Source organism: Planctomycetaceae bacterium, assembly GCA_041398825.1.
In the GTDB taxonomy this organism is placed as follows: Bacteria; Planctomycetota; Planctomycetia; order Planctomycetales; family Planctomycetaceae; genus F1-80-MAGs062.
Genome location: JAWKTX010000007.1, coordinates 384,769 through 404,708 on the forward strand (window position 1 = coordinate 384,769; position 19,940 = coordinate 404,708).

General features: G+C 55.2%; 19 protein-coding genes. 14 read left to right on the top strand and 5 right to left on the bottom strand.

The features are described 5' to 3' along the window. The first annotated feature begins 282 nt into the window (after positions 1–282). The 13 genes from R3C20_14875 (at position 283) to R3C20_14935 (ending at position 14,273) form a co-directional block, all read left to right on the top strand. Positions 283–1,509 carry an ADP-ribosylglycohydrolase family protein gene (locus R3C20_14875; GenBank protein ID MEZ6041787.1) on the top strand — a complete coding sequence of 409 codons (1,227 nt, stop codon included), beginning with the start codon at positions 283–285 and terminating at the stop codon, positions 1,507–1,509. A 304-nt stretch (positions 1,510–1,813) separates the two neighbouring features. Continuing rightward, positions 1,814–2,614, top strand: coding sequence for a hypothetical protein (locus tag R3C20_14880; protein MEZ6041788.1), 801 nt, complete (start codon positions 1,814–1,816; stop codon positions 2,612–2,614). 42 nt (positions 2,615–2,656) lie between these two features. Beyond that, complete coding sequence (locus tag R3C20_14885) at positions 2,657–4,165, top strand: sulfatase (GenBank protein MEZ6041789.1); 1,509 nt, start codon at positions 2,657–2,659, stop codon at positions 4,163–4,165. A 105-nt stretch (positions 4,166–4,270) separates the two neighbouring features. Then, entirely contained in the window at positions 4,271–5,791 is a 1,521-nt protein-coding gene (locus R3C20_14890; protein ID MEZ6041790.1) for a pyridoxal-dependent decarboxylase, read from the top strand. Between the two features lie 262 nt (positions 5,792–6,053). Further along, positions 6,054–6,899, top strand: a complete 846-nt coding sequence (locus R3C20_14895; GenBank protein ID MEZ6041791.1) for a hypothetical protein — start codon at positions 6,054–6,056, stop codon at positions 6,897–6,899. Between the two features lie 177 nt (positions 6,900–7,076). After that, positions 7,077–7,946, top strand: a complete 870-nt coding sequence (locus R3C20_14900; protein ID MEZ6041792.1) for a discoidin domain-containing protein — start codon at positions 7,077–7,079, stop codon at positions 7,944–7,946. Beyond that, positions 7,909–9,075 carry a PQQ-dependent sugar dehydrogenase gene (locus R3C20_14905; GenBank protein ID MEZ6041793.1) on the top strand — a complete coding sequence of 389 codons (1,167 nt, stop codon included), beginning with the start codon at positions 7,909–7,911 and terminating at the stop codon, positions 9,073–9,075. Before R3C20_14900 ends, R3C20_14905 begins: the two co-directional genes overlap by 38 nt. A gap of 158 nt (positions 9,076–9,233) precedes the next feature. After that, a complete protein-coding gene (locus R3C20_14910; GenBank protein MEZ6041794.1) occupies positions 9,234–10,061 on the top strand; it encodes a c-type cytochrome in 828 nt (275 codons plus the stop codon). A 69-nt stretch (positions 10,062–10,130) separates the two neighbouring features. Next, positions 10,131–10,421: a hypothetical protein gene (locus R3C20_14915; protein ID MEZ6041795.1), complete on the top strand. Its 291-nt coding sequence runs from the start codon at positions 10,131–10,133 to the stop codon at positions 10,419–10,421. Between the two features lie 624 nt (positions 10,422–11,045). After that, positions 11,046–12,185: a hypothetical protein gene (locus tag R3C20_14920; GenBank protein ID MEZ6041796.1), complete on the top strand. Its 1,140-nt coding sequence runs from the start codon at positions 11,046–11,048 to the stop codon at positions 12,183–12,185. Between the two features lie 236 nt (positions 12,186–12,421). Continuing rightward, positions 12,422–13,354 (top strand): DUF1559 domain-containing protein, encoded by a 933-nt coding sequence (locus R3C20_14925; GenBank protein ID MEZ6041797.1) that lies wholly within the window; start codon positions 12,422–12,424, stop codon positions 13,352–13,354. Positions 13,355–13,375: 21 nt separating this feature from the next. Next, positions 13,376–13,756 (top strand): hypothetical protein, encoded by a 381-nt coding sequence (locus tag R3C20_14930; GenBank protein ID MEZ6041798.1) that lies wholly within the window; start codon positions 13,376–13,378, stop codon positions 13,754–13,756. A gap of 61 nt (positions 13,757–13,817) precedes the next feature. Continuing rightward, positions 13,818–14,273, top strand: coding sequence for a hypothetical protein (locus R3C20_14935; protein ID MEZ6041799.1), 456 nt, complete (start codon positions 13,818–13,820; stop codon positions 14,271–14,273). On the opposite strand, the gene R3C20_14940 is transcribed toward R3C20_14935, so the two are convergent. The 4 genes from R3C20_14940 to moaD form a co-directional block, all read right to left on the bottom strand. Next, the gene (locus R3C20_14940) at positions 14,264–14,794 is read right to left on the bottom strand and encodes a transposase (protein MEZ6041800.1); all 531 of its coding nucleotides are present in this window, start codon (positions 14,792–14,794) and stop codon (positions 14,264–14,266) included. The two genes, R3C20_14935 and R3C20_14940, sit on opposite strands and share 10 nt — an antisense overlap. 150 nt (positions 14,795–14,944) lie before the next feature. Further along, a complete protein-coding gene (locus tag R3C20_14945) occupies positions 14,945–16,420 on the bottom strand; it encodes a DUF1501 domain-containing protein (protein MEZ6041801.1) in 1,476 nt (491 codons plus the stop codon). A 110-nt stretch (positions 16,421–16,530) separates the two neighbouring features. Further along, positions 16,531–16,878: a hypothetical protein gene (locus R3C20_14950; protein ID MEZ6041802.1), complete on the bottom strand. Its 348-nt coding sequence runs from the start codon at positions 16,876–16,878 to the stop codon at positions 16,531–16,533. A gap of 85 nt (positions 16,879–16,963) precedes the next feature. Continuing rightward, positions 16,964–17,209, bottom strand: coding sequence for a molybdopterin converting factor subunit 1 (gene moaD, locus R3C20_14955; GenBank protein MEZ6041803.1), 246 nt, complete (start codon positions 17,207–17,209; stop codon positions 16,964–16,966). 89 nt (positions 17,210–17,298) lie between these two features. Between moaD and R3C20_14960 the strand changes: the two genes are divergently transcribed. Continuing rightward, positions 17,299–18,771, top strand: coding sequence for a pectate lyase (locus R3C20_14960; GenBank protein MEZ6041804.1), 1,473 nt, complete (start codon positions 17,299–17,301; stop codon positions 18,769–18,771). Between the two features lie 257 nt (positions 18,772–19,028). Here the strand turns inward: R3C20_14960 and R3C20_14965 are convergent, their stop codons facing one another. Then, positions 19,029–19,886, bottom strand: a complete 858-nt coding sequence (locus R3C20_14965; GenBank protein ID MEZ6041805.1) for a DUF1559 domain-containing protein — start codon at positions 19,884–19,886, stop codon at positions 19,029–19,031. Positions 19,887–19,940: the final 54 nt, after the last annotated feature.

The window sequence follows — 19,940 nt, forward strand, 5'->3', positions numbered from 1 at the left end:
TCTACCGCGGTCAGGGGCGCTGAGACAATGACTCAGGCACCCGTGTTCGGGGTTTCGCCCCGGCTCGAACGCTGTTCAGACGGCTCGCTTGCAGTTCGTTTAGCCGCCGTGCGATGATTCCCGAATACCAAACTGCCCACGGATCACGTTCTGTGCGAATCCGGTTCTGCAAAGAAATCGGCCCGCGGATTCCGTCATCCGACCGAACGCCACTTTTCTCTGCCTGATTTTTTTGGGCCCCCATTTCGTCTCCAATTCATCTGTCTTTCGGGCGTTTACGCGATGCCTCAATATGCTCGATCATTATTCGACGATGAACCGGACGGCAGCATCATGCTGGAAGATCTGTTCAATCAGGGCCAGGTGGCTCTGCGCAGGGGGCGTGTGTTCGACATGTGTCCTGACACGGTGGACACCAAAGGTCTGCTCGCGGATTTCCGAATCGAAGGAATGCTGGTCGGTGTCGCTGTGGGCGATGCGCTGGGGCATTGCACCGAATGGCAGTTCAGTCCGGAATCACGACATGAGAAATACGGAACGATTGCCGATCATCTGACCGTTCCGGGAATTCGGTCCGGCCGCATCTCTGATGATACTCAAATGACTTACTGGACGCTGGATCGAATTCTGCACCGCGGGTGGTTCGATTTTGAAGACGTCGTAGGCTGCTTCGTCGATCGGCATGACGACATCGTCGGAATGGGCCGCAACACCTCGGCTTCACTGACTCGGCACCAGCGCCGCATGAGAACCGGATTGCCACTGGTGCATGAATGCGTGGGCGATCCCGCCGAAGAAGGCCGCGGAAACGGGGCATTGATGAGGTTTTCGCCCATTGTCCTCCCGTGGCTCAAGACGCCCTCAAAGCAACTCTGGGCTGACGCCGTTCTGTCGAGCCTGGCAACCCATGGCAATACGGTAACGTTGTCTTCTGTTGTCGCAATGACTCACCTGCTTTGGAAGGTTCTTGCAATGCCGCAACATGAAACACCTTCGCCCATGTGGTGGATTGACGAATACCTGCGCATTGCCGGCGACCTGGAAACGAATCCACTGCCGGACCCGCTGAACACGGATCCTGTGCCGCTCTGGTACGATGGCTTTCGTGGTACGCTGTGTGATTTCATCGACCAGCGTGTCCGGAAAGCCTTCGTGGACGGTGTCCCGCTCCGGGATGCCTGTTCACTGGATGGCTTCGGCTCGCGTGCGGATTCGCTGCAAACTGTGCCAGCGGTTCTGTACACGATGATGTGTCATGCCGACAGTTTCGAATCCGCGATCATTACCGCCGTGAATGACACCAAGGACAATGACACCATTGCGGCCATCGTCGGTGCGTTTGTCGGGGCAATTCACGGCCTCTCGTCAATTCGCCAGCGCTGGATTCACGGGATCCGGTCTTACAGTCTGAAGATTCCCGGACGAACCTCGCAGTCAGATCGGGACGTTGTCATGAGAATGGCAACCGAGGCCGCATTGCACTTCTGCGGGCACGCTTCTGTTCCGTAAGACTCCCGCCTTCTGCATGTGCGTTGCCGGATATGAAACGGGAAGAAGGCCCTCCAGTCACCCTGTGGATTGATACTGATGCGGCGCTCCTGTCATACTGGAGCACGGTCAGAACAAAGATGGGGAGGACAGCGAAACTCGCCCGGCCAGATGCGTCATTAGCAACAGTCATGGCGGCACCTGGCGGGTACCGAGATATCGCTTTCAGATCTGACACGGCAGTTGTTTCGAATCAAACCGGGTCTGGCTTGTGAGCAGTTGTGCTGCCTCCGGCTGCGTCTCGTATCAAGGCAGGAGCGTCCAAATGACAAATGACACGCCCGAATCAATGCATCCGGAAAACAATCTGCAGGACAGCGACACCGACTACCGCCTGGTTGTGTTTTCTCAGCCCGAAGAGGCTTCTGTTCTCGAAGAAGCGTTCATGAAACTGCCGGGAATGGATCGCGCAACAGCGCGACTGCAATCGCATCTGATGCCGGGGATTGTTCCGTATGCCTATTCAGAAGCGGCGGCGGCACAGGTTGCGGACGATCTTACGCGACAGAATATCAAAGCTCAGGCCATTTGCTGTGACCAGCTTCCGGACCTTGTTCATTCCCAGCAGGTGCATCACCTGCGATTCACCAGCGATGGCCTTGAAGCGATCGATGCCAACGAGCATGTCCAGTTCACGGCGTGGGATCAGATAGCAATGATCAGTGTTGGCATCACGTCATCCAGCGCTCCTCTGCATCGTCGCGCGTCCCCCTTCCTGGCTCAGGGAAGTTCACACCGATCGTGGAATCAGGGGACGAAGGTTGGCCATCGGAATCGTCCGGAGGCATTCCTGGTTCTTAAAGATGGACTGCCTGGGTTATTTCTCGCGAGCGATGAAATGAACTACGAGGCCCTGGGCGACCGAATTCATCCATCTTCGGTGGCTAACTTCCGCGAACTCATCCGGGAACTGATTGATCGTGTACCAGGAGGCTGGGCCACACCGTCCACACTGGCGTTCCTGGAGAAAACACAGGCCCTGACGACTGAGTTTCGGTCGCATGAAGAGTTTCGTCGGTACAGCGAATTCCACACACTGTGCCTGCAACAGGTTCACAATCCCTGATGTGGTGACCCACTTCCCGGCACCGGTTTAGAATGAATCATCATGAATGTTGCACAGGAATCGCGACGTTGTCTTCAAGCACCTCTGGTGCTCGCGCTTTGCATGCTGGTAACGAATGGACCAACCGCAATCGCAGGAAGTCCGAACGTACATGTCAACCAGTCTCAGGATCGCCCCTGTGTTCTGGTGATGATGGCTGACAACTGGGCATGGCCTCATGCCAGTGCGCTTGGTGACTCCGTTGTTCGGACCCCCACCTTCGATCATCTGGCTTCCAATGGAGTCGTGTTTGATAACGCCTTCTGTCTTTGTCCGTCCTGTGCCCCGGCACGAGCCGCCTTTCTGACTGGTCAGACAATCCACCGGCTGGATGATGCCGCAAATCTGCACGGGAGGTTTCCTGCAGAGATTGAAGTGTTTCCCGAAGCACTGGAAAAGGCTGGGTACCACGTTGGCTTCTCTGGAAAAGGATGGGCGCCAGGACGCATTGAAGAAAGCGGGCGTACCAGAAATCCAGCGGGCGAAGAATATGCCAATGCAGAAGCATTCCTGAACGCGTTGCCGTCTGATCAGCCCTTCTTTTACTGGTACAGCAGCCGGAACCCCCATATTCCGTGGCAGGACGGCGAACAAATGAAGGCAGAAATGAATCAGAAGGATGTTCGTGTTCCTCAATATCTGCCCGATGTACCCCTGGTTCGGGACAACATTTGTGACTATTTGTGTGAAGTTCAGCTGTTCGACCAGGAGTGCGCGCAGATTCTGGAACAATTCGAACGGGCGGGTCGACTCTCAAATACACTGGTCATCATGACGGGCGACAATGGCTGGCAGATGCCGCACGGACTTGCTCATATTTACGATGCGGGTACGCGAGTGCCGCTGGTGATGAGCTGGCCTGGCAAAATTGAAGAAGGCATTCGCGCGCAGGACTTTGTCAACTTTGATGACTTCGCCCCCACATTCATGGAACTGGCAGGGCTTAAACCCGGGGACCAGTGCACAGGCCACAGCCTTTTGCCCGCGATGCAGCAGGACCCCCATCGTCAGGTGCGCGATTACGTTTTTCTGTCGCGAGAACGACACGCCAATGTTCGTCGCGGCGATCGCTCATATCCCGTACGCGCACTCCGCACCCGGGATTTCCTGTTCGTCCGAAACTTCGAGCCGGAACTTTGGCCCGCGGGAGATCCCGAGGTCTATCATTCGGTGGGCGACTACGGCGATGTTGACTTCACGTGGACCAAGCAGTTCATTCTTCAACATCAGCACGAACCTGCAATCCGGCCATTCTTCACAATGAATTTTTCAAAGCGGCCGTCAGAAGAACTTTACGATCTTCGGATTGACCCCGACCAGACCATCAACGTCATCGATCAGCCGGACCTGTCTGACGTTCGGCGCCAACTTTCCGGCCGTCTCGAGGAATGGATGAACCAAACCGCTGACCCCAGAAGCAGAAACCCCCACGATAATCGCTGGGACAAAGCACCCTACTACGGCGGAAAAGCAAACAACAACCAGATCCCAAAGAAACGCCCGCGAGACTAATGCCTCTGACATTTCGCATGCGGAATGGAACGAGGAATACGTGCCAACCTTTGTCATTGCGTTCGCCACGGGAATTCGAGGACATTTGTCTCACAAGTCCAGCCCATGAACTCAGAGATTCCGGCCTTCATTCGTGCAGCATATTCTGCTGACGTCTTTCACGATGCGTCCATGATCTGGCAACAGAAACTGGCCGAGCATCTTCGGTCTGTCATGGCCTCTGATCGGCCCGTGATGAAATGGCAGGAGCCGACCACTGCTCTGCTTCAGGCTGGTCGGTCACTGTTGGCTGAAAACAGCGAGAGCACTCGCACATGCAAAGATGATCTGACGACAGAAGCGCTTCTGCAGCGTTTTGGTGATGTGATGGATCAGATTTTAAGTTCGGGGCATAACCTCCATCATCCGCACTATATTGGCCATCAGGTCCCCGCATCTGTCCCGTTGGCAGGACTGTTTGATGCCATCGCATCCGTCACGAATCAGGTCACGGGGGTCTTCGAAATCGGGCCATGGGCAACGGCCGTGGAATTGAGCCTGATCCGGATGCTGGGGGAAAAGATCGGCTGGAGGTCTGACGAATGCAGCGGTGTGCTGACGCACGGTGGGTCGCTGGCAAATCTGACGGCCCTGCTGACGGCGCGCAATATCGCGATTCCTGGCTGCTGGGAGTCCGGTGTGCCTCAGGATGCCGTGCTGGTCGCACAAAGCGATGCGCATTACAGCGTGACTCGTGCAGCAGGAATTCTTGGGCTGGGAAGCCAACAGGTTGTTCGCGTTGATCTGGATGAACGTCGTCGTATGCGTCCTGACTGCCTGGATTCTGTTCTGGTCAGAGAGAAGGAACGCGGCCGTCGAATCATTGCTGTTTGTGCGTGCGCCTGTGCGACACCCATCGGCGCCTTCGATCCGCTGGATGAAATCGCTGATGTTTGTGAGCGACATCAGGTCTGGCTGCACGTTGATGCCGCTCACGGTGGCTCGCTGATGATGAGTGACATCCATCGCCACAAGCTGGCAGGAATCCATCGTGCAGACAGCGTGGTCTGGGACGCCCATAAGATGCTGTTCGTTCCGGCACTGTGTGCTGCCGTGCTCTTCAGGAATCGGGATGTCCGATATGAAACATTTCGACAGATCGCTCCGTATTTGTTCGATACGTCATCGTCACAAATGGCCGATTTTGATACCGGCATGCGAACCCTGGAATGCACAAAAAGAGCCAACGGTTTCGGACTCTGGGGTTTGTGGACGATGCTTGGCGACCAGGTGTTTGAATCTCTGGTCGACCAGACAATTGGAATTGCAGGACAGCTCGCGGAGCTATTGCGAGCAGCTCCGGACTTCGAACTCCTGAACGATCCTGAATGCAACATTGTCGTCTTTCGACATCTGCCTCCCTTCCTGAACACAGCGCCGGCTGAAGAACAAGACCGTTTTCAAAACACGATTCGAAGTGAACTCATGAAGTCCGGGCGATTCTATATCGTGCAGACCCAACTGGATGGCCGGGTCGTACTTCGAGCGGTCATTATGAATCCCATGACAACCCATGTTGATCTGGTTGAACTGCTGAATGAATTGCGGCAATGTTCTGCCAACCATCTCCGTGAACGGGCGCGATAGCCAACCCGGAAAAAACGCATTCGACCAGGTTTCTGGCGAATGTTCCCCACGATTCGGCAATGACTTCAGGCAACTCACGGTCACCCTGGTGACCCGAGAGTCTCCGCTTCCGTCGTTCATCTGCTCCGGACTCGTACCTCGCCGGATCCGTTCTTTGCCGGAGGCCTGGGGACTCGATTCTTGCATCTCATGGCTTCGCCGATACCCTTTGCAGGCTGACAATGCTGTCCCCGCCCCATTTCCTTCCGAAATCATGTCAAACATGCGCTATTTCCGGATACTCGCCCTTCTTGTCTCCACCATCATTTCTCCAGCGAGAAGCCACGCTGATGAAAAACCGGCCGATGCAGATCGCCCGATTCATGCTCTGCTGGTGACCGGCGGATGCTGTCATGATTATGACCGGCAGAAGCTGATTCTGACTCGGGGGATTTCGGCTCGAGCCAACGTGCGATGGACGGTCGTGCATCAGGGCGGGACGACCACGAATACACCGATTCCGCTGTACGACGATCCGAACTGGGCTGACGGGTTTGACATTGTTGTCCACAACGAATGCTTCAGCGATGTGAAGGATCTGGAATTCGTTGATCGCATTCTGAAACCTCACCGGGACGGGCTGCCTGCGATTCTGATTCACTGTGCGATGCACTGTTATCGCACCGGCGATGATCGCTGGTTTGAATTTGTCGGAATGCAGTCGCCGGGGCACGGGCCGCACTATTCGTACACGGCGGACAACGTCAAAAAAGATCATCCGATCATGCAGGATTTCGGCCCGGCGTTTGTGGCTCCCAAGGGCGAACTGTACCACAGCATGAAAGTGTTCGACACAGCCACACCGCTGGCTCAGGCCAATCGCCAGTCCGACGGTATGCCTCAGGTTTGCGTCTGGACCAATAATTACAAGGGCAGGGCCCTTGACGCCGATACGAGCTCACGCTCGGAATCTGGAAATCGCTCCCGTTGGTCGCTGCCGACAAGGGAACGAGTTCACCGACAGCATCAGCGGGCACAACGGGCGATCGCGAAGAAGGCACGCGAGTCTTCGGTTGTACGATGGGCCATTACAACGAAACGATGGCCGAACCAAAGTATCTGGACATGATGGCTCGAGCCGTTCTGTGGGCGACCCGTCGCGACATCGAAAGCAACTTCACGCCTTCGACGGAAAAGATCGACGAAGAAATCAAAGCCCTGATCACAGCCGCCGATTGCAGATCCAACATCCAGTGCCGCTTCTGCAAAGTGCTGCACCGAAGGCAACGCTGCCTTTCAAAAATCGGTGACTGCCAAAAGCACTCAAAGCGGCAACGAAAACAAAAACCTGACCGACGGTCGTCTGGACCTCGCTGGTGCGGATGGCGGGCAGACCAATGAATGGGTGACTGTTGATCTGGGTGAATCGGTTCATGTGAAGAATCTGCGGCTGCACTGGGAACGCCGCCAGGGCTCGACCTATTGGTATACCATCGAAGCGTCGGCGGATGGCGAGCAGTGGAAGACCATCGTCGATGAATCAAAGAGCGACAGCAAAGACGGCATTCGATCGCACGCTGTCGATGCACCGAACACTCGTTATCTGAAGACCACTTTCCTGGGCTGCAGTACCAACGGATGGGGATCGATCTGGGAATTCGAAGCTTATTCTGGCGACATGCCCGAGCTGCCGAAGTCGGCCAAAGACGGAGGTCCGAAGCCTCCCGCATCCATCAGTGATGTGCAGGCACCGGACGGCTTCGACGTACGCATGTTTGCCTCGCCGCCGGATGTCAATTATCCAGTCTGCATCACGGCAGCAGCCACCGGTGAAGTCTTTGTTGGAGTTGACGAACAGGGTTCGCTGGGCAAAGAAACCGGCCGCGGCAAAGTGCTGCGATGCATCGACACCGACGGTGATGGCACGGCTGATCAGATCAACGAATTCGCGAAAATGGATCATCCTCGCGGACTGATCTACGACAACGGTTCGCTGTGGGTGCTGCATCCGCCGTTCCTGAGCGTCTATCGCGACACCAATGGTGATGGAACGGCCGACGAATCCGAAGTTCTGATCGAAGGCATCAGCACGGCAGAAGTCAATAAACGCGGAGCTGACCACGACCAACGGCATTCGCATGGGCATCGATGGCTGGATCTACATTGCCGTTGGTGACTTTGGTTTCAATCAAGCCGTGGCGAAGGATGGCACCACGTTAAGCAAACGCGGCGGCGGAGTTGTGCGCATTCGACCCGATGGCAGCGATATGGAAATCTTCAGCTGGGGCCAGCGCAATATTGTGGATATCGCCATCGACCCGCTGATGAATGTCTACACGCGTGACAACACCAACGATGGCGGCGGCTGGGATATTCGATTGTCTCATGTGATGCAGACAGCCAACTACGGATATCCGTCTCTGTACAAGAACTTCAGCGAAGAAATCATGCCGCCTCTGGCTGACTACGGTGGCGGTTCGGGCTGCGGAGCGATGTACTTTCAGGACGATCGATGGCCGGCTCCGTTCAATGATATTCTGCTGACGTGCGACTGGGGCCGCAGCGAAGTCTTCAGCCACAGGCTGCCCGTCAATGGAGCCACCTTTGATGCTCAGCAGGACACATTCCTGAAACTTCCACGCCCCACCGACATCGACGCGGATGCCAGCGGACGCATGTATGTGACCAGCTGGAAAAACGGCCAGTTCAACTACGACGGCCCCAACATCGGCTTTGTCGCCATGATCACTCCGATTGACTTTGTGCCGCATCCCGTGCCCGATGCTGGCTCGCTGAATGACGCTGATCTGGTGCAGCTGCTGAATCATCCATCCGATGCAATGAGGCTGCATGTGCAGCGAGAAATCCTGCGGCGTGACGCTCAGCGGGATGATTCGTCCGGGCGTGAACTGCGAACCGCGGTGAGTGAAATGATGAGCAATCACGATCTGCCACTGCCAGTGCGAGTGGCCGCGGTGTGGACTCGGCGGCAGATGACCAGCGGTCGTTTCTGCAGGCGATCAGTCATCAGTATGAAGATGAAGCTCTGCGAGAACACTGCCTGCGTGCCTGGCCGACCGTCGATCGGATGCAGACAACGTTCCGTTGAAACGATTGATCGACGGTCTCGCCGATGCCGCTCATCCGCGCGTTCAGGCAGCCGCGATCGTGGGACTCGGACGACTTCTGGCCGGTCGCACGCCGAAGACACCGACCGAAGACGAACGCACAGCCGTGGCTCAGCACGTGCTGGCTCTGACCGACGTGCCCGAAGTGGACGCTGCTCTGGACGTTTCGGCCGATGACTGGCGGAATGCTCATCCGGAACGAGTCCTTCCGCACCTGGCGGTTAAAGCCCTGGTCGACATTGATGCGGTGGATGCGTGCATCGATGCACTCACCGGCCCACACCGATCCGCCGCACTGTGGGCGCTCAAGTCCATGCACAGCAAAGACGCGGTGGATGGGCTGTTCCGGTACTCAGCACTGCGCCGACGAAACACTGCGTCGCGAAATCTGGACGACGCTGATTCGGCTTTATCACCGTGAAGGTGAATTCACCGAAGACAGCCCCAAGTGGTGGGGAACTCGACCGGACACAACCGGCCCGTACTACGATCGCCAAAAGTGGAGCGAATCAGACCGCATCGGTGACGCTATCAAAATCGCTTTGTCAGAAGGCGATGATTCTCTGGCGGCTCACATCAACGAACAGCTGAAACGCCATGTTGTGAATCTGGACGGCATCAGTGCAGCCGACATCGCGGCCATGCAGGAACCACAAAAGGCGATCGAACTTCCCAAAGTCGATCCCAACAATCCCAACCAGATCGCGAACATCGACATGGCCAGCGTGATCGCCAAAGTCATGCCACTAAGCGGCAACCCTGACGCGGGCAAAGAACTGTTTAAAGCCCAAAGCTGCATCAACTGTCACACCTTTGCCAACGGCCAGCAGCCGAAAGGCCCGCATCTGGTCGACATCGGCAAACGCTACAAGAAAGAGGAACTGCTGGAATCCATCCTCGACCCCAGCAAGAAGATCGCTCAGGGTTTCGACACCTGGACCTTTGTCATGGCCGACGGCAAAGTGCACACGGGCTTTGTTGTGCTGGAAAGTGCGGAAACGGTTTCCGTGCGAGGTACCGACGGCCTGTCCAAAGAGCTGCCTCAACAGGACATCGACGAACGTGTGAAACAGGACATCAGTATGATGCCCAAAGGCATCGTCGGCAATCTGACGGTCGAACAGCTGGCCGACCTGATCGCTTACCTGCAAAGCCTGCATTGATCTGACCCGCAACAGGAAGGACCCAGAAAACCGCTGAGGCGTGTGCTTCAACTCGCATTCCCTGCAGGCGTGACTTCAGCCACAAGCGAGGCAGAACCAGTCCTGGCTCTCAGGTCACTTTATCTGGCCGCCAGTTTGTGCCCTTCTTTTGAACGCGAAATTCGAGAAGGAGCAGGAGATTGGTACCTGTCAGCAGATGTTGCACTTGCTCGCAAGAATCTTGGAACCGCGGGACTGACGGAATTTCGCAACGAGATTCGCCAAATGACTGTAAAGACGCTGGCTGCAGCTAGCCCGGAACTGAAAGCCGAGTGGCACGAGCAAATCGACGCGATTCACAGCTGGACAAAGGGAGAATGATGAATGTCTTCGGTCTTACTCACACTTCTTGTCTCACTGGTATTCGAGGATTCCAGTGCCGAAGTGGTTGCAGGATTCGAGGTCGGAGGCATCACGAACGAATCTGCAACGATGTACCTTTTGGAATCCGGTTTCCACGCTGGTACTGACCTTGGTCGAATCAATTCATTGCTGCAGTCAATGGACCACTTAAAAGTGGACTCACCATTTCCTCAAAGACGTGGCGCGTTGAGTGAAAGGGGTCTCAGCTCATTCATTTCCGCACTCAACGACCGGCGACACCGGCCATTTGTAACAGGGTCATTTCAAGTCGTTTCCGATCCATTCAGACGGACAGCTGGTCTTCACGGAAATCTGCGGACCTGTTAAACAGGAGCTGGTCAGTCGCGTCTGTCGCCTCGAACTCAGGAACCCGGATGACCGAGCGTCGCTTGTCCAAGCAAACGGGAATGAAAACGCCAGCCAAACCACGGAATGGAAACCGATATGGCGAATCAATCAGGTCCGCTTGACCAACCACCGGACCCATCAAGTCCCGAAATTCAAAACTTCCTCGAACGATCCATCCTCAGTGTGCTGGTCCTACTGTCGCAAAGTGCACGGACCGTATTGTGGATGGTGTTCATGCCCAGAAGTTTTGTCACGATGAGTCCCCTGCATCGTTCGGAATTTGCACCACCCTATTCCTTTCTGATCTTGAGCCTGCTGCTGGCGGGAATCGGGATCCGCCTGGGCGTGGCCTTCTTTCAACAACCCGTAGATCACACGGTCCTCAGCCGCCTGGCATCGACCGTCAAATCTGTCTCGCTTGAAGACGTTTTTGTACTCACCGTGCCCAGTATCATTCTGGTCGCTATGGCCGGGGCTGGTGTCGCACGGTGGACGGCCCCCAAAGTCAAACTGCCTCACAACCCGGTGGTCCGCTGCGTCTGTCTGTGTGCGGGTCTTCAATTCATCGTGGTTGGGTTCTGTTGCCTGGGCGCTCTGATCATCAAAGCACTTTCCGGTACGTCGATGGTTCTGCCAGGAAACCTGTTTGATCAGATCACTGCGACAGGCCTGCTGTTGCTGATTCTGACTTCAACTCGCCCTTTGTATCACACGATTCGAAAGGCCGGATCGACGCGGCTGGCTGGTAATCCCTTCGCAGTGATGCTGCTTTCGTTCTTGGCAACCACATCTGTGCTTGTAGGCGTGGCAATCGTTAACGCGATCAGCTTCGACCTTGGGCAAACGATTGCGGAGGCCAGACAGCGGCATCAGCATCAGATTCTGTCGGACGTCTACGTCGCAGCTCGAACACTGTCTTCTCGCATGACAAGAGTCGCTTCGGGGGCACCTGCGATTGAAATGAACCTGGCACTGGTCAATGTCAGCGAAGAACCCGTTCTGCTGCCAAGACCGTTTGAACTGGAGCATGCCGTTGACCCCAGGCGGACTCCTTTTCAATTGTTGACGACGGCTGTCTCGGAACAGGAAGCGGGCTTGGTACTGCAGCCCGGCGAGACTCGGATTGTCAACTGGACGCTCAGCATTCCCGAATGGTGTTCCGATCCAAAGGTGCATCAGACACCACTGCCGGTGACGTTCCATTGTTTCCCATACGTCGGCACCGATGACATGTTGAACATTCATCCCATCGGCGAAAGTCGACTCGTGTACGCGGAACTCCAGTGGCCGATGTCCGAAGCCTGGCGCATGCTGGATCGCGAAAAGATCCAGCGAACCGGCCGAATGATCTCCGAATCGCGTGATATCCGGTAGTGCGTTCTCAGCACGAGAAAACAGATCAGCCGCACATCAACGATGCACAGGCGGAAATGCTGCCTGTGTCATGAAACACATCGCCGGCATCCCGCATGGACGCAAATCTGAAGACTCCAATTGACAAAATCTGCGTATCCGCCAACCTAAGGCACTAAGGCACTACTAAGTGAGAGTCAGTGATGAAGTGGAAATGCTGCAGTCCACGCCGCCGTAAATGCACCCTCTCTTCCGACATGCTTGTCCCGAGGAGAGGCTTCTCCATCCAGGAACTGCTTGTTTCTATCACTGTGATTGCCATTCTCATGGCCCTCATCCTGCCGGCCGTGCAGCAGGCTCGCGAAAGCGCGCGGCGGACGCAATGTGTTTCGAATCTCCGTCAACTCGGTATCGCAATGCATTCCTATGCTGACGTCTACCAGTTCGTGCCACCCGGAAATACCAATGGCTATTCGGCCTTCGTTCTGTTGCTGCCGTTCCTCGAACAAAGCAGCCTTTATGCTGAATTCGATCTTGCCTCTCTCGCTCAGGACAGTAGCAATTCCCGGTTCCACAGAACGCCACTAGCGATCCTGAATTGTCCGTCTGATCCAGGCAACAAGGGATCCATTGCACAGAACAATTATGTCGCAAATGCCGGTTCCGGCCTGCATGAATCGGGCCAGTTTCGCGGAGTCTTCACGATACCAGCATTGGGTGGGCAACGCGGGGGCGGGTGGATCAGGTTCGATTCAATCACAGATGGTCTGTCGAATACCGCCGGATTCGCTGAGATTCTTGTCTCCGATGGGTCTCGCCACAATTTGCGAATTGTCGGATCGGTCAAGCCAGCGTTTCGGGATTCCGGTCAATCGGCGGAATTCACACAAAAGTGTGATAGTCCTGAAACTTTGACGCGACGGGTGAGTACGGGGGATCGGGGTTTCCCATGGATCGACGGAAACCATCCAACCACTCTTTACAATCACGTGGCTCCTCCAAATCACCGCGCTTGTACCAACGATGGAAGCGTTCCGGATGGGTCTTTTCCTGTCTCAAGCACGCACGGCCTGACGGCCAATGTTTGCCTTGTCGATGGATCCGTCCGAGGTATTAGTTCCCATATCGATCAGAAAACCTGGCAGGCGATTGGTACTCGTGCAGGCGCTGAAGTAGTGTCGGAATTTTAGACCAGTTGAAGGAGTTCCGAAATGGTTCGAAAGTTTGTTTCCATCGCTCCTTCTGCACTCTTGTTGCAAAGGCCACCAGTATTTGGAAGCGAATGGTGGATTGACAATCCAATCGAGGATGATTTGCTTGAAGCAAACGATGACATACACGTAGACGGGGCAGGTCCGGCAGACGCCGACTTCACTTTAAAGGTGTACGTGTCCGGAGCTCTCCTGAAATCTCAGCAATGCACTGTCGGTGTTGATGATTTCTGGGTAGAGTGCGTTGAGCCACCAATAGGAGGGTGGACTAATAATCCAAGCACTATTCCTGGGCGAGTTAAGGTATACCAGGGTCATGGAAATGGCGTCTTCCTTGAGAAAGTCAGCGTCGATTTTTGCGCATCTGATGGACAGGCGTAATTGATCCCCGCGGACCACTCCTGATGCAACCTTCTAACCTGAATCGTCGAACAGAAGTCTCATGAATCAAAGGTTTGCGATTGCTTGCGTCGGAGTCCTGTGTGTTTGGGTGGTCCTCGCAGGGTGCGAATCTCGATCTGACATCGCTTCCCGTGAGTCGTCAGTTTCAAACGATCCATTGAGCCCGGACATCCGGCTTGTGGCATTTCAATTGAAAACGACACCCGCCGATGGCGGAAACAGAATCAGTGTCGGCAAGCCGTTTCACATTGATGGAATGATTTGGTCTGCCGATTCGCTGGAATCGGCAAAACTGTCCGTGAGTGTGTTACAGATTGTGGAAGGTCGGGGACTGCGCCGCTTGTATTCGGAACGAGTTGAGCTAGAAGAAGAATCGAGCCACCTGTACGCATACGGCCTTCTGATGGATGCCCTGGGCAAGGCTGGGCCGCATTGTATTCGCGTCGTCTATAAAGGCGAAGTTCTTGACGAACACGTCCTCTTGATTCATAAGTGAATAAGCAGACATAACAAGTAGCAAGAGGTGTCGGCGACGGTCTTGAAACAGGTTAGTAACAGATTCGAGAAAAGATCTTCGAATTCGAGTTCGTGGATAAGCGCAAGGTGAACTACAGGTAGCATTTTCTGAGTCGTTCTCTGCGTCTTCGTCTGGGGATTTCCCAGCGATGTTTGGGGTGTGACTGGGGCCAGGTGTCGGGGAGAAGGGATTCGGGGGGAGGCTCCGGCTGGGATCTGCGTGAGTACGTCGTTGAGACATGCCCACGGTTCTACTTCATTGGCTTTGCAACTCGCGATGAGACTCATCATGACAGCCGCTCGGGCTCCGGCTTCCGGACTGCCGACGAACAGCCAGTTCTTCCTGCCGATGGCGACCGCCTTCATGGTCCGCTCAGCCGCGTTGTTGTCGATGCTGAGCTCTCCGTCTTCGAGATAGCGATTCAGGGCTGTGCATTGGTTGCGGGCGTACGTCGCGGCCTGGCCAATGATGCTCTTCGGAAGGAAATTCTGCTCGTCCAACTAGGTTTTCAGTTCGACCAGCAGCGGCGCAGCACGTTCCTGCCGCTGAGCCAGGCGGAAATCGGCATCCTGATCTTTACAGGCTCGTTCGATTTCATACATACGACTGATCACCGCCAGGACAGATGGCGTCGAAAGTACGACTCTGGTTTAGCTCAGAATGTCGCGAACGATGTTCCCGTGGACGTCGGTGAGCCGAAAGTCTCTGCCCTGGAAGCGGTAGGTGAGTCGTTCGTGGTCGATTCCCAGTTGGTTCAGAATGGTGGCATTCAGGTCGTGGATGTGAACCGGTTTGTCAACGATGTTGTAGCTGAACTCGTCGGTGGTACCGTAGACCATTCCAGGTTTGATGCCGCCGCCTGCCATCCAGATGGAAAAACATCGCGGGTGATGATCGCGACCGTAGTTATCCCGGCTTAATTTGCCCTGGCTGTATATCGTTCGGCCAAACTCCCCACCCCAGATCACCAGCGTGTCTTCCAGAAGTCCCCGGGATTTCAGGTCCTGCACAAGAGCCCATGAGGGTTGATCGATATCCTTGCACTGAGCCGGCAGGTCGCCAGCAACGTTTCCGTGCTGATCCCAGCCGCGATGAAAGATCTGAACGAAACGCACATCGCGTTCGAGCATCCTGCGTGCGAGCAGGCAACTTGCTGCGTAAGTGCCTGTGGTGGTGACGTTCGGACCGTACATGTCAAGAATATGCCGGGGTTCGCCTGACAGGTCCATCAAATCCGGCATGGAGGTCTGCATCCGAAAGGCCATTTCGTACTGGGCAATCCGGGCCATGGTCTCCGGATCTCCGATCGCTTCGTAGGTCCTTTCATTCATCTGTGCGACGCGATCCAGCATCCGGCGGCGAGCAGCCTGACTGACTCCATCCGGATTGGAAAGGAACAATACCGGATCACCCGAGCGACGCAGAGAGACTCCCGAATATCGGCTTGGAAGAAAACCAGCTCCCCAAAGACGGTTGTACAGCGCCTGCGCATCACGCTTGGCACCCCAGGTTGGTGTCATCACGATAAACGACGGCAGCTCCTTGTTGATTGATCCCAATCCGTAACTTAACCACGAGCCAAGGCTTGGGCGACCTGGCAGCTGATGGCCCGTACAAATATAGGTGATGGCAGGATCATGATTGATCGCCTCGGTATGCATCGAACGAATGATGCAAAGATCGTCGACCATAGAAGCCGTATGTGGAAGCAATTCGCTGACCCATGCACCGGACTGACCATGCTGGTCAAACTTGTATTTTGACGGAGCGATGGGAAACCGGGACTGACCAGACGTCATCGTTGTCAGTCGCTGGCCGTTACGAACCGATTCGGGCAGATCTTTGTCGTACCAGTCGTTCATCTCAGGCTTGTAGTCCAGCATATCCTGCTGGCACGGCGCACCTGCCATAAACAGCCACACTGCGCGTTTGGCTTTTGGCGCGAAGTGAGTCAATTCTTTGGGTACTTCAGTGGATGCCATACCGCCACCGCTGGCAGCCATGGATCCAGCTGAAAATGCCGACCCCATCAAAGATGCGAGCGCGGCGGAACCCAATCCGCTGGCAGCTCGGCCAAAAAAGTGACGGCGCGTTTCGGCCAGCATGTGTTCATGCAACAGGGACATGTTAAGACTCACTTTTCCGGAAACGGGGCCAGATCGGGAAGCATCATTCAAACGTTCGTATTTCTGGCAGGGGATTCCACCCGGACAAATGGAAATCGCCCTTGAGAATCTCAATCGCCAAATTCCACCTCAATACCACCAGACAAATTTGCCACTGTATTGTAAACGAAGGCGTTCAGGATACCTCCCAGAAATCCCAAAAGGCCATAACCAATTGGTGCCCCAAACATTAAGCCAATTCCAGCACCAACAACTGGCATGACTTCGCTGGAATTCGCCGGAGCAACCAATGCAGCGAACACGACAACCATGAGAAACAAGCCTGCCGCAACCAGCCCGAAGGCTGCCCCGGCCGTGGCCCCGAAAATGCCGCAGGACAATATTCCGACTCTTTTCAGCTTCCATGTCCGTTGAAGAGAGAGGCTGTTGTCAACCGGCGGAGCAAACGGATCAGACATAGACGTGCAGCTTTCATGCAGATTTTGAAGAACCGATGGCGACAGAGCTTTTCATCCACCTCGGACGACGGCGTCCTGAACCCGCTCAGCCGCCACTCACAGGTGGAAAGCAGGCGACTTCGTCGGACGATACGACCAGATGGTCGAGCGTGACGTAGGCGTTATTCACGGCCCAGAGCAGTGACGACGAAAGGGTGGTCAGCTCCGGATGTATCTGCAGCAGCGCATCCCGAATATCAGCCACACTCGCGCTCTCCGGAACCTCCACTTCTGCGCGGGACGTGCGTGCCAGTTCTCGCGCTCTGGCGAACAGCAATACGGACAGTCTCATAAAACTCTCTTCCTTCCTGTGCGCCGCATGTTACCGTATGTGTCACCTCCAGAAAATCCGGCACCCGTGTTTGCGAAGGGCTCAGAGGAATGAATCCGATCAAAATCGTCCGTCGATCCGTGACGGTCGCATGCTTCTTCTTGCTGCTGGAATTCAATCCAGCAGCGAAAACTGTCGGTCAGGACAATCTAAAACCAGGCCTTGAATCGCAGGCACTTCAGGCAATGAAGAGGGCGACGCATTTTTTCCACGATCAGGTCGCCGTCCACGGTGGCTATGTCTACAAGTATTCGCTTGACCTGAAACACCGCGAAGGTGAAGGCAAAGCGTCGCCCACAGAAATCTGGGTGCAACCCCCTGGGACGCCAGCGGTTGGAATGGCGTTCATCAAAGCATTTGAGGCGACAGGCGACCCGCAATTTCTTCAGGCGGCTGTCGACGCAGCGATGGCACTGGTGGATGGTCAACTGGAATCCGGAGGCTGGTCCAGCAGCATTGAGTTCGATCCCAAAGGTAAACACGCAGATCGACTTCGAAGCGGAAAGGGAAAACCGAAAGGCAAAAACTACTCGACACTGGATGACGATAAGACGCAGTCGGCCATTTGCCTTCTGATGCAAACCGACAAAGCACTTCAGTTTCGGAACCCCGTGATTCACGAAGCGACTGTTTTCGCACTCGATGCGATGCTGACGGCACAATTTGCCAATGGCGGGTTCCCGCAGGGCTGGCGCGAACCCGTGACACAGCAACCCGTCCAAAAAGCGTCGTATCCGGAGTACGACTGGCGAACCGAAAACAGAATCAAGGACTACTGGGACTATTACACACTCAATGACGGACTGGCCGGTACCGCTGCCCGAACGCTGCATATGGCACATCAGGTCTATGGTGATCAGAAATACCACGATGCATTACTGAAGCTGGGCGACTTTCTGATCCTGGCACAGCTGCCCGAACCTCAAACCGGTTGGGCTCAGCAATACAATTTCGACATGCATCCAATGTGGGCAAGAAAGTTTGAACCGCCCGCCGTTTCCGGCCGGGAATCAGAAGACGCGATGTCCACACTGCTGTTTCTTTATGAACTCACCGGCGACAGCAGGTACCTTCCACCCGTGGAATCCGGGCTCGCATGGCTGAATCGGTCAAAGTTACCCGATGGGCAAATCGCTCGTTTCTACGAGTTGAAGACCAACCGCCCACTGTACTTTGTCCGAGACACTTACGAACTCACCTACGACGACAGCAATCTGCCGACACACTACGGATTCAAAACAGCCCCCCGCACTGACCGCATTGAAAAGCGGCTCAACGAGCTGAAACAATCAGGCAAATCACCAAAGTCGGCCAGTAGTCTGAAAACGCTGACTCGCGATGCAGAACAAATCATCAATGAACTCGACGATCAGGGACGCTGGCTGGCCATGAATGACAATAAGCCCGCAGATGCCCGTTCCATTCGTAAGGGTGAAGCATTCATCTCAAGTGAATTATTTTCTCACAACCTGACTCGTCTGGCAGAGTACCTCACGACAGCAAAGGGAGCCCACATCCCGTAAATGCAATGCCTGTGACACGAAGAACGAGAAAAGATCGCTGGCTCGATGACGGTTGCATCAGTCCCGATGCGCCAACGCCATCCTGGTTTGGCGTGGAGTCTTGTGGCGGCGGGCGTTGATGTTGACTTCAGAAAACGCTCCGCTCCGCGGCATCTGGTCATCCGCAGACCTTGATTCGTGTTGGTGCGGGCTGGAGCCAGTCTGCAGCTCGGAAACCGGGCCAACAAGCTCCGTGTGCAACGGCTTGTTCGCTGCCGTTATGGTGACGTGACGGCGTTCTCCGCCACCGTTTCCGAGCCAGCAATAGTGAGTAATGCTGAAAGAACTTCAGGAGATGTTGTGTCAGCAAGAAATTTGACATGGCCATCAACAAACAATGCCATTCCTCCGCCGTGATGGAGCCCGCCAAACTGTTCATCATGCCCGATTAAAGGGCGATCCGGAGAGTAATCACGAACCGTGGCGTGGCCACCGGCAAGCCAACAACCGTTCTGGGTATTCGTTTCGATCGCGATCAGCGTCGTTGAAATGCCGTCCTTTACGTCCGCGAGTGAACGACATTCATTGTATGCCCACACTCCGGCACGATTGGAAGTCCTCGGCAGGAGTGCCGCGTCAGTCGCAATGCCCGCTGTGCCAACGTAATCTGTGAGCGGCTGCCCATCGGAGTAAACACTCCGAGTACCATTCGGACATTTGATCACTGGGAAGGGCACAAGCGGAACATCAAATTCCTCAAATGGCCCGTTGCGCCAGGTGTGAAGTCTCAATGGACGCAATGTTGGATCGTCCCATGGCCGAGTAGAGTCGATGATCGGAGTGCCGTAATGCCCCCAGTGGCTGCCAAGACAAAGATACCAACTCCACCGCTTTTCAGGTGGAAGAACCGGATTCCCGATACAACCATAAGGAAATGATCCCATCGCTTCGTGATAGTTGTGCAGCGCAAGGGCAAGCTGTTTAAGGGTATACCTACACTGAGTTTGACGAGCAGATTCCCGCGCACTTCGAACTGCCGGAATTGTGATCGCCGCCAGCAATCCGACCATGACTAACACGACGCAGACCTCGATACGTGAAAAACCGTGGCGATAGTGAGCGACTGTGGAAGCCATTTTCAGTCTCGAGTCTCATTTTGCAACGAACGTCTCGGATAACGCGGCCGCCGG

Coding starts and splice junctions, on each gene's coding strand:
- R3C20_14945 (MEZ6041801.1), bottom strand. CDS start 16,420: ATGTCCCTGTTGCATGAACACATGCTGGCCGAAACGCGCCGTCACTTT.
- R3C20_14905 (MEZ6041793.1), top strand. CDS start 7,909: ATGGGCATCGATGGCTGGATCTACATTGCCGTTGGTGACTTTGGTTTC.
- R3C20_14925 (MEZ6041797.1), top strand. CDS start 12,422: ATGCTTGTCCCGAGGAGAGGCTTCTCCATCCAGGAACTGCTTGTTTCT.
- R3C20_14910 (MEZ6041794.1), top strand. CDS start 9,234: ATGGGCTGTTCCGGTACTCAGCACTGCGCCGACGAAACACTGCGTCGC.
- R3C20_14885 (MEZ6041789.1), top strand. CDS start 2,657: ATGAATGTTGCACAGGAATCGCGACGTTGTCTTCAAGCACCTCTGGTG.
- R3C20_14895 (MEZ6041791.1), top strand. CDS start 6,054: ATGCGCTATTTCCGGATACTCGCCCTTCTTGTCTCCACCATCATTTCT.
- R3C20_14930 (MEZ6041798.1), top strand. CDS start 13,376: ATGGTTCGAAAGTTTGTTTCCATCGCTCCTTCTGCACTCTTGTTGCAA.
- R3C20_14890 (MEZ6041790.1), top strand. CDS start 4,271: ATGAACTCAGAGATTCCGGCCTTCATTCGTGCAGCATATTCTGCTGAC.
- R3C20_14950 (MEZ6041802.1), bottom strand. CDS start 16,878: ATGTCTGATCCGTTTGCTCCGCCGGTTGACAACAGCCTCTCTCTTCAA.
- R3C20_14880 (MEZ6041788.1), top strand. CDS start 1,814: ATGACAAATGACACGCCCGAATCAATGCATCCGGAAAACAATCTGCAG.
- R3C20_14920 (MEZ6041796.1), top strand. CDS start 11,046: ATGCCCAGAAGTTTTGTCACGATGAGTCCCCTGCATCGTTCGGAATTT.
- R3C20_14965 (MEZ6041805.1), bottom strand. CDS start 19,886: ATGGCTTCCACAGTCGCTCACTATCGCCACGGTTTTTCACGTATCGAG.
- R3C20_14875 (MEZ6041787.1), top strand. CDS start 283: ATGCCTCAATATGCTCGATCATTATTCGACGATGAACCGGACGGCAGC.
- R3C20_14935 (MEZ6041799.1), top strand. CDS start 13,818: ATGAATCAAAGGTTTGCGATTGCTTGCGTCGGAGTCCTGTGTGTTTGG.
- moaD (MEZ6041803.1), bottom strand. CDS start 17,209: ATGAGACTGTCCGTATTGCTGTTCGCCAGAGCGCGAGAACTGGCACGC.
- R3C20_14960 (MEZ6041804.1), top strand. CDS start 17,299: ATGAATCCGATCAAAATCGTCCGTCGATCCGTGACGGTCGCATGCTTC.